The organism is Stenotrophomonas sp. 71799_Sma (assembly GCF_056482505.1).
Genome location: NZ_CM151202.1, coordinates 2,217,750 through 2,230,930 on the forward strand (window position 1 = coordinate 2,217,750; position 13,181 = coordinate 2,230,930).

Annotated in this window: 14 protein-coding genes; 4 read left to right on the forward strand and 10 right to left on the reverse strand. The window is 66.2% G+C overall.

Annotated elements, in window-relative coordinates; translation table 11 throughout:
* Position 1: 1 nt before the first annotated feature.
* The 8 genes from flgH to ACZK4Z_RS10320 all read right to left on the reverse strand — a co-directional run bounded on the left by flgH (position 2) and on the right by ACZK4Z_RS10320 (position 6,238).
* Complete coding sequence (gene flgH / locus ACZK4Z_RS10285; RefSeq protein WP_125895724.1) at positions 2-694, reverse strand: flagellar basal body L-ring protein FlgH; 693 nt, start codon at positions 692-694, stop codon at positions 2-4.
* 22 nt (positions 695-716) lie between these two features.
* Entirely contained in the window at positions 717-1,502 is a 786-nt protein-coding gene (gene flgG, locus ACZK4Z_RS10290; RefSeq protein WP_005409571.1) for a flagellar basal-body rod protein FlgG, read from the reverse strand.
* A 102-nt stretch (positions 1,503-1,604) separates the two neighbouring features.
* Positions 1,605-2,354 carry a flagellar basal body rod protein FlgF gene (locus ACZK4Z_RS10295; protein ID WP_032127377.1) on the reverse strand — a complete coding sequence of 250 codons (750 nt, stop codon included), beginning with the start codon at positions 2,352-2,354 and terminating at the stop codon, positions 1,605-1,607.
* A gap of 32 nt (positions 2,355-2,386) precedes the next feature.
* The gene (gene flgE, locus ACZK4Z_RS10300) at positions 2,387-3,610 is read right to left on the reverse strand and encodes a flagellar hook protein FlgE (RefSeq protein WP_107431886.1); all 1,224 of its coding nucleotides are present in this window, start codon (positions 3,608-3,610) and stop codon (positions 2,387-2,389) included.
* A 32-nt stretch (positions 3,611-3,642) separates the two neighbouring features.
* Positions 3,643-4,326, reverse strand: coding sequence for a flagellar hook assembly protein FlgD (locus tag ACZK4Z_RS10305; protein WP_049421924.1), 684 nt, complete (start codon positions 4,324-4,326; stop codon positions 3,643-3,645).
* A gap of 23 nt (positions 4,327-4,349) precedes the next feature.
* Entirely contained in the window at positions 4,350-4,757 is a 408-nt protein-coding gene (gene flgC / locus ACZK4Z_RS10310; RefSeq protein ID WP_010485892.1) for a flagellar basal body rod protein FlgC, read from the reverse strand.
* A gap of 3 nt (positions 4,758-4,760) precedes the next feature.
* Positions 4,761-5,156 carry a flagellar basal body rod protein FlgB gene (gene flgB / locus ACZK4Z_RS10315; protein ID WP_005409576.1) on the reverse strand — a complete coding sequence of 132 codons (396 nt, stop codon included), beginning with the start codon at positions 5,154-5,156 and terminating at the stop codon, positions 4,761-4,763.
* A 137-nt stretch (positions 5,157-5,293) separates the two neighbouring features.
* Complete coding sequence (locus ACZK4Z_RS10320) at positions 5,294-6,238, reverse strand: chemotaxis protein (RefSeq protein WP_032127374.1); 945 nt, start codon at positions 6,236-6,238, stop codon at positions 5,294-5,296.
* Between the two features lie 177 nt (positions 6,239-6,415).
* On the opposite strand from ACZK4Z_RS10320, the gene flgA reads away from it, so the two are divergent.
* The 4 genes from flgA (at position 6,416) to ACZK4Z_RS10340 (ending at position 9,099) form a co-directional block, all read left to right on the forward strand.
* Positions 6,416-7,072: a flagellar basal body P-ring formation chaperone FlgA gene (flgA, locus tag ACZK4Z_RS10325; protein ID WP_049399390.1), complete on the forward strand. Its 657-nt coding sequence runs from the start codon at positions 6,416-6,418 to the stop codon at positions 7,070-7,072.
* 75 nt (positions 7,073-7,147) lie between these two features.
* Entirely contained in the window at positions 7,148-7,453 is a 306-nt protein-coding gene (gene flgM / locus ACZK4Z_RS10330; protein WP_049421929.1) for a flagellar biosynthesis anti-sigma factor FlgM, read from the forward strand.
* Positions 7,450-7,788 (forward strand): flagella protein, encoded by a 339-nt coding sequence (locus tag ACZK4Z_RS10335; protein ID WP_049399388.1) that lies wholly within the window; start codon positions 7,450-7,452, stop codon positions 7,786-7,788. The genes flgM and ACZK4Z_RS10335 overlap by 4 nt, the downstream gene beginning before the upstream one ends.
* A gap of 90 nt (positions 7,789-7,878) precedes the next feature.
* Positions 7,879-9,099 (forward strand): ATP-binding protein, encoded by a 1,221-nt coding sequence (locus tag ACZK4Z_RS10340; protein ID WP_019337422.1) that lies wholly within the window; start codon positions 7,879-7,881, stop codon positions 9,097-9,099.
* Positions 9,100-9,298: 199 nt separating this feature from the next.
* Here ACZK4Z_RS10340 and ACZK4Z_RS10345 read toward each other — a convergent pair whose 3' ends face one another.
* Together ACZK4Z_RS10345 and ACZK4Z_RS10350 are read right to left on the reverse strand one after the other, a co-directional pair.
* Positions 9,299-11,071 (reverse strand): EAL domain-containing protein, encoded by a 1,773-nt coding sequence (locus ACZK4Z_RS10345; protein WP_032127372.1) that lies wholly within the window; start codon positions 11,069-11,071, stop codon positions 9,299-9,301.
* Between the two features lie 4 nt (positions 11,072-11,075).
* Positions 11,076-13,178, reverse strand: coding sequence for a sensor histidine kinase (locus ACZK4Z_RS10350; protein WP_180838540.1), 2,103 nt, complete (start codon positions 13,176-13,178; stop codon positions 11,076-11,078).
* Positions 13,179-13,181: the final 3 nt, after the last annotated feature.

Consider the following 13,181-nt stretch of genomic DNA (forward strand, 5'->3'; position numbering starts at 1 on the left):
CTCAGAACGGCGTCAGGCCGGAGTTGAAGAAGCGGCTCAGCCAGCCCATCGCGTTGGACTGCGCGACGGGACCGCGGCCGCCGTAGACGATGCGGGCCTCGGCCACGCGGCTGGACGGAATGGTGTTGTCCTGGCTGATGTCGCCCGGGCGCACGATGCCCTGCACCTGCACCAGTTCATCGCCCTGGTTGAGCCGCAGGTTCTTCTGCCCCTGCACCACCAGGTTGCCGTTGGGCAGGCGTTGGACCACGGTGACGGTGACGCTGCCCTGCAGGCGGTTGCTCTGCGCGCTGTTGCCCTTGCCGGTGAAGTCACGCGCGCCCTTGGCTGTGGCACTCAGGATGTCCTTGCCGCCGAGGGTGACCGGAGCACCGAGAATGGACGGCGTACCCAGGCTCAGGTTCGATTCCTTGTTGGTGGCCGTGTTGGCACTGGTCTGCGCGGTGGTGTTTTCCATCAGGGTGATGGTCAACAGGTCGCCAACATCGCGCGCGCGCCGGTCCGAATACAGCTGCAGGGTCGGGCCGGCAGCGTAGATCGCGCCGGCGGTCGGCTGTGCCTGCGGCGGCATGATCGGCTGGATCGGTGCCATCGTCGGGTAGGGGCGCACGTCGCCCGCGATCACGCAGCCACCGAGCAGGGCGGCCACGGCGCAGGCGAGGGCAGTGCGGGCGAAGTTGGAAATGGGCGACATGGCGGTTTCCCGGTTTGGCCGGTCAGAGCTTGTTGTTGAGATAACCGAGCATCGAGTCGGTGGTGGAGATCGCCTTGGCGTTCATCTCGTAGGCGCGCTGGGTTTCGATCATCGACACCAGCTCTTCCACCACGTTGACGTTGCTGCCTTCCAGCGCGCCCTGCACCACGGTGCCGAGGCCGTTGAGGCCGGGGTTGCCGTTCTGTGCCGGACCGGACGCAGTGGTCTCGAGGAACAGATTCTCGCCACGGGCCTGCAGGCCGGCCGGATTGACGAAGTCGGTCAGGGTCAGCGCGCCGACTTCCACCGAGGCGGCGCCGTCGGCCATCTTCACGCTGATGGTGCCGTCGGTACCGATGGTTACCGACTGCGCGCCTTCGGGAATCTGGATGCCTGGCTGCACCGGGTAGCCGCTGTTGGTGACCAGCTCGCTGTCCTGGTTGATCTTGAACGAGCCATCACGGGTGTAGGCCGAGCTGCCATCAGGCATCTGAACCTCGAAGAAGCCGCGGCCATTGACCATCACGTCGAGGGCGCGGCCGGTCTGCTGCTGGCCACCCTGTTCAAAATTCTTGGCGGTGGCGACCACGCGCACGCCGGTACCCAGTTGCAGGCCGGTTGGCAGCTGCGTCTGTGCCGAGGAGGAGCCGCCGGGCTGGCGCACCTGCTGGTACAGCAGGTCTTCAAAACTGGCACGGTCCTGCTTGAAGCCGGTGGTGTTGGTGTTGGCGAGGTTGTTGGAAACCACCGACATGCGCATCTGCTGCGCATCCAGTCCGGTTTTCGCGATCCACAATGCCTGGTTCATCTTCGATGTCCTGTCTGGTGAAGCCGGCCGCGTGGTGCGGCCCTTGGTATCGGGTGTGCAAGCGGTGTGCCAGCGCTGGCATCAACCGGCGCCGGAATTCCGTCAGCTGCCCAGGCGCAGCATGCTGTTGGCGCTGCGCGCGTTTTCGTCGCCGTGCTTGATCACCTGCACCTGCATTTCGTACTGGCGCTGCAGCTGGATCATCTGCACCAGCGCGCCAGCGGCATCCACGTTGCTGCCTTCCAGCTGGCCGCTGTGCACGGCCGTGCCCTGTGCCGGTGCGAACGGCTGCAGTGGGTCGGTGTTGCGGAACAGGCCGTCCAGGCCACGCTCCAGGCGTTCATCCGGTGCCTGCACCACTTTGATGCGACCGATCTGCGCCATGGTCTGCGGACCTTCGCCCTGCGGGATGATCGAGAGCGTGCCGTCGGCACCGATCTCCATCGCCTGGTAGGGCGGAATGGCGATCGGGTTGTTGTTGTCATCCAGTACCGGACGGCCGCTGGAGGTCACCAGCTGGCCGTTCGGCGTCACCGACAACGCCGCGCCGCGCGTGTACGCCTCGCTGCCGTCACTGGACTGCACGGCCAGCCAGGTGCCGGTCTGCAGGGACAGGTCCAGCGGCTTGCCGGTGATGTGCTGCGAACCGGGCGTGCGGTTGAACCCGGCATCGACATGCAGCGCATCCACCCGCGAGGCAAAGCCCGGGCCACGGATCGGGAAGGCTTCGGTGTTGGCCAGCGCTTCCTTGAAGCCGGGGGTATCGGAGTTGGCGAGGTTGTGGCTGAGCGTGCCCTGCGCCTGCAGGGAGGCGCGGGCACCGGTCATCGCCACGTAAAGGGCTTTATCCATGCGGGGAGTTCCGTGACAGGGTCAGCGCGTCATCAACGGATGTTGATGACGGTCTGGGTGATCTGGTCCTGGGTGGTGATCATCTGCGCGTTGGCCTGGAAGTTGCGCTGCGCGGTGATCATGTTGACCAGCTGCTCGGTGAGGTCGACGGTGGACGCTTCCAGCGAACCGGCCTGGATCTTGCCGAGGTTGGAGGTGTCCGGCATGCCGGTGCGCGGCGTGCCCGACTCGAACGTCTCCACCCACAGGTTGTTGCCCTTCTGCTCCAGACCCTGCGTGTTGTTGAACGTGGTCAGTGCGACCTGGCCGAGGGGCTTGTCGTCGCCGTTGGAGTAGCGGGCATAGACCACGCCGGTTTCCGACACGGTGATCTCGTTGAGCTTGCCGGCGGCGTAGCCGTCCTGCTGGGTGTTGCGCAGCGCGAACTTCTCGCCGTACTGGGTCGAGCCGCTGATATCCAGCGTCATGTTCAGCTGGCCCGCGCCGGTGGTCGGGGTGAAAGTACCGAGGCTGACCTTGCCGTTGGCAGGATTGGTCAGCTTGCCGCTGTTGTCGAACGTCACCGGGGTCGGTGCGCCGGCCGGCTGGCCATCCACGTAGTTGCGCACGGTCCACTCGTTGGGGTTGGCGCCTTTCACGAAGTACGAGACCTGGATGTGGCTCACGCCCAGCGAGTCGTACACGGTGATGCCGCCGCTGGAGTGGTTGTAGCTGTTGGAGTCGGTCGGATCGAAATTGGTGACCGTCGGTTGCTTGGCGTTGGCGGGCAGGGTGAAACCGACCTTCACTTCGCTGGTCTGCTTCGGCGCGCTGTCGGTAGTCAGCAGCTGCAGGTCCACCAGGCGGCCGGCATCGAAGTTGGTGCCATCGGCGTTCGGCGCGAACACCTGCAGGCGCGCGCCCTGCGGGTTGATCACATAGCCGGCGGAATCGGTCTGGAAGTTGCCGGCACGCGAGTACACGCGCGAGCCGTTCATGTTCATTGTGAAGAAGCCCTCACCGGAGATCGCCATGTCCAGGCTGCGGCCGGTCTGCTCGTTGTGGCCCTGGATGAATTGTTGGGCCACGTTGGAAACACGCACGCCCGAGCCGGTCTGGTTCTTCGACAGGCCGTAGCTGGTGGAGGCGAACAGGTCAGCGAACTCGGCGCGTGATTGCTTGAAGCCGGCGGTATTGACGTTGGCGACGTTGTTGGCGGTGACGCTCAGGTCGGTATTGGCGGCATTGATGCCGGACAGGGAGACGTTGAAGCCCATGGGATGCTCCTGGTAGATGCGGAATGTGCGGCTCAGCTGACGCGGAGCACGTAGTCGATCGGGGCCGTGCCCAGGCCCTTGAGATTCAGGTACAGGCCGTCGGAGCCGACGGTCACGCTCTCCACCGGGGCCTGCACGAAGGTGGACAGCTTGGTGCTCTTGCCGGCGGTGTCGACGTGGTTGGCGACGATGGAGTACTTGCCCGGTTCCATGCGCTTGCCGTTGGCGTCCTTGCCGTCCCACTGAAACGCGGTTTCGCCAGCGGCCTTGGCTTCTACGCTCAGCGAGGTGACCTTGGTGCCGTTGGCATCGGTGATGTCGACGGTCACGATGCCGGCCGAGGGCGCAGCCACCGTGCCTTCGACGCTGCCTTCCTTTTCCAGTACCAGCTTTTCCGACGGCACCAGTACCTGGTGGCCAACCAGAGCGGCACCGCGCAGCACCTGGTCGCTGGCCATCGATTCCTGGAAACCCTTCACCGTCTTGTTCAGATCGGTGATGCCCTGCACGGTGGACATCTGCGCCATCTGCGCAACCATCTGCGTGTTGTCCATCGGCTTCAGCGGATCCTGGTGCTGCAGCTGCTCGGTCATCAGGCGCAGGAAATCGGCCTGGTCCAGCGTGTTCTTCTTCTTGGTGGCGTTGCTGTTCGGGGCGTTCAGGCCGAGCGCGGCGTAGACGTCCTGGTTGGTCTGGTTGTTGACGGCGGTGGTCATGGTGGTATCCGGTGCTGCGGGCCTCAGCGGCCCATGGTCAAGGTGGCCAGGGCCAGTTCCTTGGCGGTGGTCAGCATCTCCACGCCAGCCTGGTAATTGCGCGAAGTCGAGATCAGGTTGACCATCTGCGCCACCGGATCGACATCGGGCTGGTAGATGTAGCCATCGCCGTCGGCCAGCGGGTGGCCCGGTTCATAGCGCTTGATCGGCGCGGCTTCGCTCTGGGTGATCTCCTTGACCTTCACCGACGTGATGTTCGGATCGTTCTTGCTGGTCACTGCCTGGAAGATCGGTTCCAGCGGCTTGTACACGGCATCGGCGGAACCGGCGACGGTGTCGGCGTTGGAGAGGTTGGAGGCGATGGTGCTCATGCGCACCGACTGCGCCTGCAGCGCGGAGCCGGCGATATCGAAGATCGGCAGGTTGCTCATGGCTTATTGCCCCGTGATCGCGGTCAGCATGGAACGCACCTTGCTCTCGACGAAGCTGAGCGAGGCGCGGTATTCGAGTGCGGCGCGGCCATAGGCGGCACGCTCGGCATCGGGATCGACGGTGTTGCCGTCCAGGCTGGGTTGCACGCCTTCGCGCGCGATCTGGAACGGGTTCAGGCCACTACTGATCTCGTAGTGCTGCTCGTGGGTGGTGGCCATCAGGCCATTGGCATCCTGCCCCTGGGCGTGGCGCAGGGCGGCATCGAAGTCCAGGTCCTGGGCCTTGTAGCCGGGAGTGTCGGCATTGCCGAGGTTGCTGGCGATCAGCTTCATCCGCTGTTCGCGCAACGGCATGGCCTGGGCGTGGACGCCCAGGTAGTCGGTAATCAGGTTGCGCACGGTGCACTCCCACAGGAACGTTGCCCGGGAAGCTGCAAGGGGTGTGCCAAATTCGAGAGGGTAGTGCCGGCCGCTGGCCGGCTTCCCGGATTGTCCGCGGTTGCCGGCCAGCGGCCGGCACTACCGGATCAGAGGCCTCAGGCCGCCATCGCGACCTTGCGCAGGCGGTCCAGCACGAAGTCGGCCAGTTCGTGCGGCGAGTACTTGGCGACGAAGGCGTTGGCGCCGACGCGCTCGACCATCGCATTGTTGAATACGCCCGACAGCGAGGTATGCAGCAGGACGTAAAGGCCGGCCAGGCCCGGATGGCGCCGGATTTCCGTCGTCAGCGTATAGCCGTCCATGGCCGGCATTTCGATGTCCGAGATGACCATGGCGTAGCGCTCGGCGGGGTTCTCGCCCGAGGCCTGGATCTGCAGCAGGTGGTCCAGCGCCTGCTTGCCGTCGGAAAGCAGGGTGGCGCCCACCCCAAGCTGGTCCAGCACGCTGCGGATCTGTTGGCGGGCTACACGAGAGTCGTCCACCACCAGCACCTGCAGCTGCGGGCCGTCGGCGGGCATTGCCATCGCCGGGTCGAGTACTGCTTCACCGCGTACCTGGGCGATATCGGCCAGCACGCTTTCAACGTCGATCACCTGGATCAACTCGCCCTGGAAGCGGGTCACCGCCGTCAGATAGCTCGATTCGGCGCCCAGTTCCGGTGGCGGGTGGATGTCTTCCACCGCGATGTTGACGATGCGCTCCACGCCGCTGACCAGGAAGCCCTGGATCGAGCGGTTGAACTCGGTGACGACCAGGTAGCCGGGCGAGGTGTCCGCATCGGGCTCACGCTCGGGGTGGCCGATGGCCAGGCCCAGGTCCAGCACCGGCACCGAGCGGCCACGGACGTCGGCCACGCCGGCGAACTGGCTGGGCAGTCCGGGTACCTGGAACAGCTCCGGGCGGCGCAGGACTTCCTGCACCTTGAAGACATTGACGCCAAAAAGCTGACGTCCGCCGAGGCGGAACAGCAGCAGCGCCAGGCGATTGTGGCCGGCCAGTCGGGTCCGCTGGTCGATCCGGTTGAGCAGGTCATGGGACATGGCTGCTGTATCGGCGTGGTAGGCGCCGAACTTGAGCGCTTTTGTAGAGTCGAGCCATGCTCGACTGCTCTGCTCCGGACGGCCAGTCGAGCATGGCTCGACTCTACAGAAGCCGCTCCGTCGATCTGGCACACCCCTTGCACGCACCAGGGCCAGATCCCTTCGACAGGAGGCGCCATGCGCCGGGTCACATCGCTCTTCGCCATCGCGCTGGCCCTGGCCTCGCCGTGGGCGGTTGCCGCCGACTGGCAGCCGGTGGCCAGTATCCGCACCGCCGCGTTGTCGACGCTGCCGGCAGGCAGCGAGGGCGAGGCCCAGGTGGCCGATGCGCTGCGCTTGCCCAGGTGTGGTGGCGCGCTGCAGGTGCAGCCCACCGCCAACACCACGGTTGAAGTCAGCTGCCCCGATGCCGGCGGCTGGCGCCTGTTCGTGCCAGTAAAGGTGCGGCGCAACCAGACCGTGCTGGTGCTCAACCGCGGAATCGGTACTGGAGAAACCCTCACCGCCGCCGATATCACCACTGCCCAGCGTGATGCCGCCCGGATTGCCGGTGCGGTGCTGGCCGATCCGAATGCGGCGATCGGCCGCATCGCCCGCCGTCCGTTGCAGGCCGGAGCCCTGCTGTCGAACAACGATCTGGTGGTGCAGCGTCTCATCAGGCGAGGAGACAATGTGGCCCTGGTTTCGCGTCGCGGCTCGGTCGAGGTCCGTATTGCAGGCCGTGCGATGGGCGATGCCGGTGAAAACGAACGGGTCTCGGTGGAGAACCTGTCCTCGCGGCGGATCGTGCAGGGCACGGTCGATGCCGCCGGTGACGTAATCGTGGCGCGTTGATTTACCGCAAAATATCCCTAAAGATCACGGCCCTGCGGCCGTTATCCCTTGTGAACGGCAACTCCAGGACACCCCATGAGCCAGAAAATCGACGGCAACCTGCAGGTCCCCCAGGCACTGCGCAGCGTGACGACCCCGGCCAACAAGCCCGGCGTCAGCACCGATGCGGCGACGCGCCCGGTCGAAGCGGCCGACAGCCTGCGCCTGACCGGCGAGGCCACCAATCTGCAGGCCATCGAGCGTGAGCTGACCACCGCCCCGGCAATCGACGCCCAGCGTGTGGCCGCAGTGCGCGAGTCGCTGCAGAACGGCACCTACAAGATCAATCCGGACGCGATCGCATCGCGCATGCTTGAGCTGGATCAGCAGCTGCACGGATGACCGCGCCGATGAGCGAACAACTGCAGCGGCTGGCCCAGGCGCTTGACGTTGAACGTCAGGCGCTGGTCGATCATGACGTACACGCGCTGATCCGGGCGACCGGTGCCAAGCTGGAGGCGCTGCGTGCACTGGAAGGCACGCCGCCGCTTGGTGAGGGGGATCACCTCCAGGAACTGGCCGAACGCAACCGAGCCAATGGTGTGCTGCTGTCGCGCCGGCGCCGCGAGGTCGATTGGGCGCTGCGCCAGCTCGGGCGTACCGAGGCCTCCTCCTCCTATGATGCCAAGGGCCAGTCGCATACGGTCACTGCGCGGCGCCCACTCGCCATCGCCTGACGCGACGGCGGTCGCACATCCCCCCCCGCGGGCTGAAGCTCGCCGCACGACCGCGTATATTGGGCGCCTGTTCGAATGCCCCGAGTCGCCGTGTCCGCTGCCAATGCCCTGGTTACCGCCCCCCTTCCGCCGCAGCCGGTGCTGCAGGCGCTGCTTGAGCGCCTGCGCGAAGGGCTGCTGCTGTTCACCGAAGACGGGCAGGTGGCCCTGGCCAACCCGGCCGCGCAGAACCTGCTGGCCAGTGGTGAGGGCGGCGGTCTGCCACCGCCGCAGCGCCTGCGTGAACTGCTGCCGCCCGATGCGCTGGAACAGGCGCGCCAGCATGGTCACTGGAACGGCAGCCTGCCGCTGGGCGAGGGCGTGGTCATCGCCCATCTGTATCACCACGGCCCGGTGGGCCAGGGCCACTTCCTGGCATTGTTCCGCCACATCGAAGGCCAGGAAGACTACGAACGCGAACTGCAGCAGCGCCATGCAGAGCTGCGGCAGGCCTACCTGCGCCTCAACGGTACCCAGGAAAAACTGCTGCAGTCGGAGAAGATGGCCTCGATCGGCCAGCTCGCCGCAGGCGTCGCGCACGAGATCAACAACCCGATCGGCTACGTGCACTCCAACCTGGGCAGCCTACAGGAGTACCTGCGCAGCCTGTTCACCGTGATCGAAGCCTACGAACGCGCATTGCGGGCGCCGGACCCGAAGGCGCTGATCCCGGAGATCGACGATATCCGTGACCGCCTGGACATCGATTTCATCAGCCGCGACCTGCCGCAGCTGATGGCCGAGTCGCGCGAAGGCATCGAGCGGGTGACGCGCATCGTGCGTGATCTGAAGGACTTCTCGTATTCCGGCCGCGACGAGTCGTGGAAGCTGGTCGACCTGCACGCGGGCCTGGAATCGACCATCAACATCATCTGGAACGAGCTGAAGTACAAGGTCACCCTGGTGCGGGAGTTCGGCCAGTTGCCGTTGGTGGAGTGCCTGCCGTCGGAATTGAACCAGGTCTACATGAACCTGCTGCTCAACGCCGGCCACGCCATCGCCGAGCGCGGCACGATCACGGTGCGTACCGGCGTCGATGGCGATCATGTATGGGTCGAGTTTGAAGACACCGGCGGCGGCATCTCGCCGGAACTGCGCCAGCGCATCTTCGATCCGTTCTTCACCACCAAGCCGGTCGGCAGCGGCACCGGCCTGGGCCTGTCGATCTCCTACAGCATCATCAACAAGCACCACGGCCGCATCGACCTGGACAGTACCCCGGGCGTGGGTTCACGTTTCCGCGTGGTGCTGCCGGTGAAGCAGCCGCGCTGACCGCTTCAGGTAGTGCCGGCCGCTGGCCGGCGATCCCATTGGACCGGGCATCGAGAGCAGCCGGCCAGCGGCCGGCTCTACCAGGGCTTGTCCCCGACCTGGTTTCGCGCTTCGGGTAGTGCCGGCCGCTGGCCGGCAACCTCATTGAACCCGACATCCAGAGCAGCCGGCCAGCGGCCGGCGCTACCAGAGGGGATCGTTACCGCAATGGGCGATCCTCGCCGCCATCTCCGCTTTCCACCGGCGCCGGACCGGCGTTGCTGCGGCGCTGTTCCTCATAGGTGCGGAACGCCTGGTGGATGTGCTTGCGCAGCTCGTCGTCGTTCCACGGCTTGGTCAGGAAGCGATAGATCGCACCGCGGTTGATCGCGTCGGTCACGGTGTTCAGATCGGTGTAACCGGACAGCACCAGGCGGATCGTGTCCGGGTACAGCATCTTCACCCGGCCCAGGAACTCGGTGCCGCTCATGTCGCTCATGCGCTGGTCGGACAGGATCACCTGCACGTCATTGATTGCCAGCAGGTCGAACGCATCGCGCACGTTGCCGGCGGCCAGGATGCGGTAGCCGTCGCGACGGAACAGACGCACCAGCGAGCGCAGTACGTTCTCTTCGTCGTCCAGCAATAGCAGCGTGCGGTCGGGACGGGTCTCGGCAAAGGCTTCCGGACGCAGGTAGCGGCGGCGCAGGGTCATGCCGGCGGCATCGGCCGACATCGGTTCGCCGAACAGATAGCCCTGGAACACATCGCAGTCGTTGCGGCGCAGGAAGCCCAGCTGGGCCTGCGATTCCACGCCGTTGGCGATCACGGTCATGCCCAGCTGGTGGCCCATGGCGATGATCGCGCGGGCAATGGCTGCCTCACGGTTGCCGGCCGGCGCGCTCTTGATGAAGCTGCGGTCGATCTTGAGCTTGTCCACCGGGTAGCGGACCAGTGCACTCAGGCTGGAATCACCGGTGCCGAAATTGTCCAGGCTCAGGCTGATGCCTTCGTTGCGCAGATTGGCCAGCGTCTCGTGCACGAAGTTGACGTTGTTGGTCAGCGCGCTTTCGTTGATCTCCAGCGTCAGCATCTGTGCCGGCACGCCCGCGGCCTGGATCAGGCCCATGACTTCAGCGAAGAAGTTGGGCCGCAGCAGCTGCAGGGTGGAGACATTCACCGCGATGGTGAAGTCGTCGAAGCCCTGGTCGCGCCACAGGCGTGCCTGCTTCAGTGCGCCTTCCAGCACCCAGGTGCCGATCTGCACGATGATGCCCAGCCGCTCGGCGGTGCGCATGAAGCGCTCCGGCACCAGCATGCCCAGCGTCGGCGACTGCCAGCGCAGCAGCGCTTCCATGCCGACCACGTGGCCATCGCGGGCGCTGACCAGCGGCTGGTAACGCAGTTTCAGTTCGCCGTTGGGAATGGCGTCCACGATCTGGCGGGCGATGATGCTCTCGCTGTGCGCGCTCGGTGGCGTATCCACGGCGTGGATGCGCACCGCGTTGCCGCCTTCGCGGGCCGCCTGGTACAGCGCATCCTCGGCGTGATCGAGCAGGCGCGAGGTGCTGCTGGCATGGTCCGGGCACAGGCTGACGCCCAGCTTGCCGGTCATGAACAAGGTGTACGGCAGCACCGACAGCGGCAGCTCCATCTGCTGGCGGATCTCCTCGGCGAAGTCCTCCGGCAATGGCACGTCGGCAGTGCGTGGCACTGCGATCAGGAACTCATCGCTGCCGTGGCGCCACAGCTTGCCGCGACCACGCAGGTAGGACTGCAACCGCTGCGCCACCAGCACCAGGGCCTGGTCACCCACCTCGGCGCTCATGTTTTCGTTGACCGAGGCGAAGTGGTCGATGTCCACGTGCATCAACATCAGTGCGGTGCCGCCCGAGGCCGCCTCGGCGACCATCGCCTGCAGCTCGGGGTTGCCGGCGCCAAGGCGATCAGGCGCATCATCGATGCTGACCGGGGGCTGGTTGGGATTCCACATAGGCTCAGTAGTCCGGTGACTCAACGGCGGCCATGCTGGCCGCCTGGTAGGGGAGGTGTACGTCGATCAGGGTGCCTTCGCCGTGTGCGGATTCGATCCGCACATGGCCACCGACGCTCTGCGCACGCTCACGCATCACGATCAGGCCCAGCCCGCGCGGACCGTCCGGGTCGAAGCCCTCGCCATCATCACGGATCTGCAGGTGCAGGCCGCGCTGGCCGACATCGCGCAGCTGCAGCAGGACCTGGCTGGCGCGGGCATGGCGCAGGGCATTGGTCAGGCTCTCCTGCGCGATGCGGAAGCAGGCCTGCTCGATGCTGTTGTCAGGACGTTGTGGCAGCGGTTCGATCTCGGCCAGCAGTTCCACCGGCGAGGAACGGAACAGCACCCGTGCCTGCCAGCTCAGTGCGGCCTCCAGGCCCAGGGCATCCAGCTGCGGCGGGCGCAGCAGCGTGGAGATGTCGCGCAGCTTGGCCACGGTGGTGTCGGCCAGGCTGACGATCTGCGCCAGATCCTCGGCGCGGCGCTGTGGATCATGCTCGTCCTGCGCAGCATGGGCGGACAGCTTGATTGCGGTGATCGCCTGGCCGATATCGTCGTGCAGGTCGCGCGAGATCGCGCGGCGTTCGTCTTCCTGCAGCGAGAACAGTCGGCCGGCCATCGCCTGCAGCTCACGGTTGCTGGTTTCCAGTGCAGTGCGGGTGCGTTCGGAATCGCTCAGGTCGCGCACGATCAGCAGCTTGCAGTCGCGTCCGCCATAACGCACTTCGCCCACCGCCAGGCCGGCATGGAAGCTGCGGCCATCCGCGCGCTGCATCGCCACCATGCTGCTGTGACCGGGCCCCAGGTGTGGTTGGCCTGCACGCAATTGGCTGCGCACGCGGGCCAGATCGGCGCTGTCCACCAGTGCTGACAGGGGTTCGCCCAGCAGGGTGTGGCTGCCATAGCCGAACAGGCTGGCGGCCCAGGCGTTGGCGTACAGCACGTGTTCGTCGGAGAGGATGACCACGCCGTCGGGCAGTACTCGTACCAGCTCGCGGAACTGTTCCTCGCGCTCGCGCAGCAGGCGTCGCGACTGCTCGCGCTCGGTCACGTCCTGCAGGGTGCCCAGCACGCGGTTGCGGCCGGCCTCGTCGATGCCGCTGGCCGCACGCAGATGCACCATCAAGGCGCGCCCATCCATCGACAGCAACGGCAGCAGCACGTCCACCTGCACGGGATCGCCGGAGCAGAGCTCGGCCAGCAGCTGTTCGGTCTGGGTGGCGGTGGCCGGGTCGGCCGGCACCAGCAGTTCGTCGAAGCGATGCCAGCGCCGCGCCTCGGGCGGGCGGCGACCGAGCAGGCGATAGACCTGGTTCGAATAGCGGCCAAGTCCCGTGGAGGGGTCCAGTTCCCAGGCGCCGATGCGCGCCAGCTCGTGGGCTTCTTCGACCCGCGCCAGCGCCTGGTCACGGCGCAGCTGGGCCAGGTCTTCAGCGGTGCGGTCGATGGCAATCAGCAGGCGGGCGTTGTGGCCGTCATAGCTGATGGCATTGGAGCGAAGTTCCATCTGGCGCAGGGAGCCGTCGCGCAGCTGCAGTTGGGTACGCAGGATGCACAGTTCCTCCGGTGCCTCGCGGATCGCTTCCAGCTTGGTCTGCAGCGCCAGGTCCTGGCCTGGCGGCCACAGCGAATCGATGGTCTGCTCCAGCAGTTCGTCACGGTCCCAGCCAAAGGCCGTACAGGCCGCCGGATTGGCATCGAGGATTGCCAGTGTGTCCAGGTCGTAGACCAGGATCGGGCCGGGGTTGCCTTCGAACATCTGCCGCAGGCGCAGCTCGGAGGCCTGCTGGCGTGCATGGGTGTGCAGCACATGCTCGGCCAGCGGGCGCAGCAGCAGATACAGCAGGCCGGCGCTGGCAAGGGCGAAGAACGAGCCCTTCAGGCCCTGCCACAAGGCCGCCTGCTGCGGGTCGGGCACCAGTGCCTGCACTGCACTGTCGGTGGAGATCATCCAGGCCAGTGCCATCGCCAGGTAGCTCAGCACCACCCGGCGCCGGTCGCGGCTCAGCGCCTGCGCCATCCGCGGGTCGGGAACTGGGGCGTTGCCGGTCGGTTCTGCGGGCATGGA

What these genes read in the sequence shown, in the direction of transcription:
- flgH (WP_125895724.1), bottom strand. Translation starts at nt 694, where the DNA reads ATGTCGCCCATTTCCAACTTCGCCCGCACTGCCCTCGCCTGCGCCGTG.
- flgG (WP_005409571.1), bottom strand. Translation starts at nt 1,502, where the DNA reads ATGAACCAGGCATTGTGGATCGCGAAAACCGGACTGGATGCGCAGCAG.
- ACZK4Z_RS10295 (WP_032127377.1), bottom strand. Translation starts at nt 2,354, where the DNA reads ATGGATAAAGCCCTTTACGTGGCGATGACCGGTGCCCGCGCCTCCCTG.
- flgE (WP_107431886.1), bottom strand. Translation starts at nt 3,610, where the DNA reads ATGGGCTTCAACGTCTCCCTGTCCGGCATCAATGCCGCCAATACCGAC.
- ACZK4Z_RS10305 (WP_049421924.1), bottom strand. Translation starts at nt 4,326, where the DNA reads ATGACCACCGCCGTCAACAACCAGACCAACCAGGACGTCTACGCCGCG.
- flgC (WP_010485892.1), bottom strand. Translation starts at nt 4,757, where the DNA reads ATGAGCAACCTGCCGATCTTCGATATCGCCGGCTCCGCGCTGCAGGCG.
- ACZK4Z_RS10320 (WP_032127374.1), bottom strand. Translation starts at nt 6,238, where the DNA reads ATGTCCCATGACCTGCTCAACCGGATCGACCAGCGGACCCGACTGGCC.
- flgA (WP_049399390.1), top strand. Translation starts at nt 6,416, where the DNA reads ATGCGCCGGGTCACATCGCTCTTCGCCATCGCGCTGGCCCTGGCCTCG.
- flgM (WP_049421929.1), top strand. Translation starts at nt 7,148, where the DNA reads ATGAGCCAGAAAATCGACGGCAACCTGCAGGTCCCCCAGGCACTGCGC.
- ACZK4Z_RS10335 (WP_049399388.1), top strand. Translation starts at nt 7,450, where the DNA reads ATGACCGCGCCGATGAGCGAACAACTGCAGCGGCTGGCCCAGGCGCTT.
- ACZK4Z_RS10345 (WP_032127372.1), bottom strand. Translation starts at nt 11,071, where the DNA reads ATGTGGAATCCCAACCAGCCCCCGGTCAGCATCGATGATGCGCCTGAT.
- ACZK4Z_RS10350 (WP_180838540.1), bottom strand. Translation starts at nt 13,178, where the DNA reads ATGCCCGCAGAACCGACCGGCAACGCCCCAGTTCCCGACCCGCGGATG.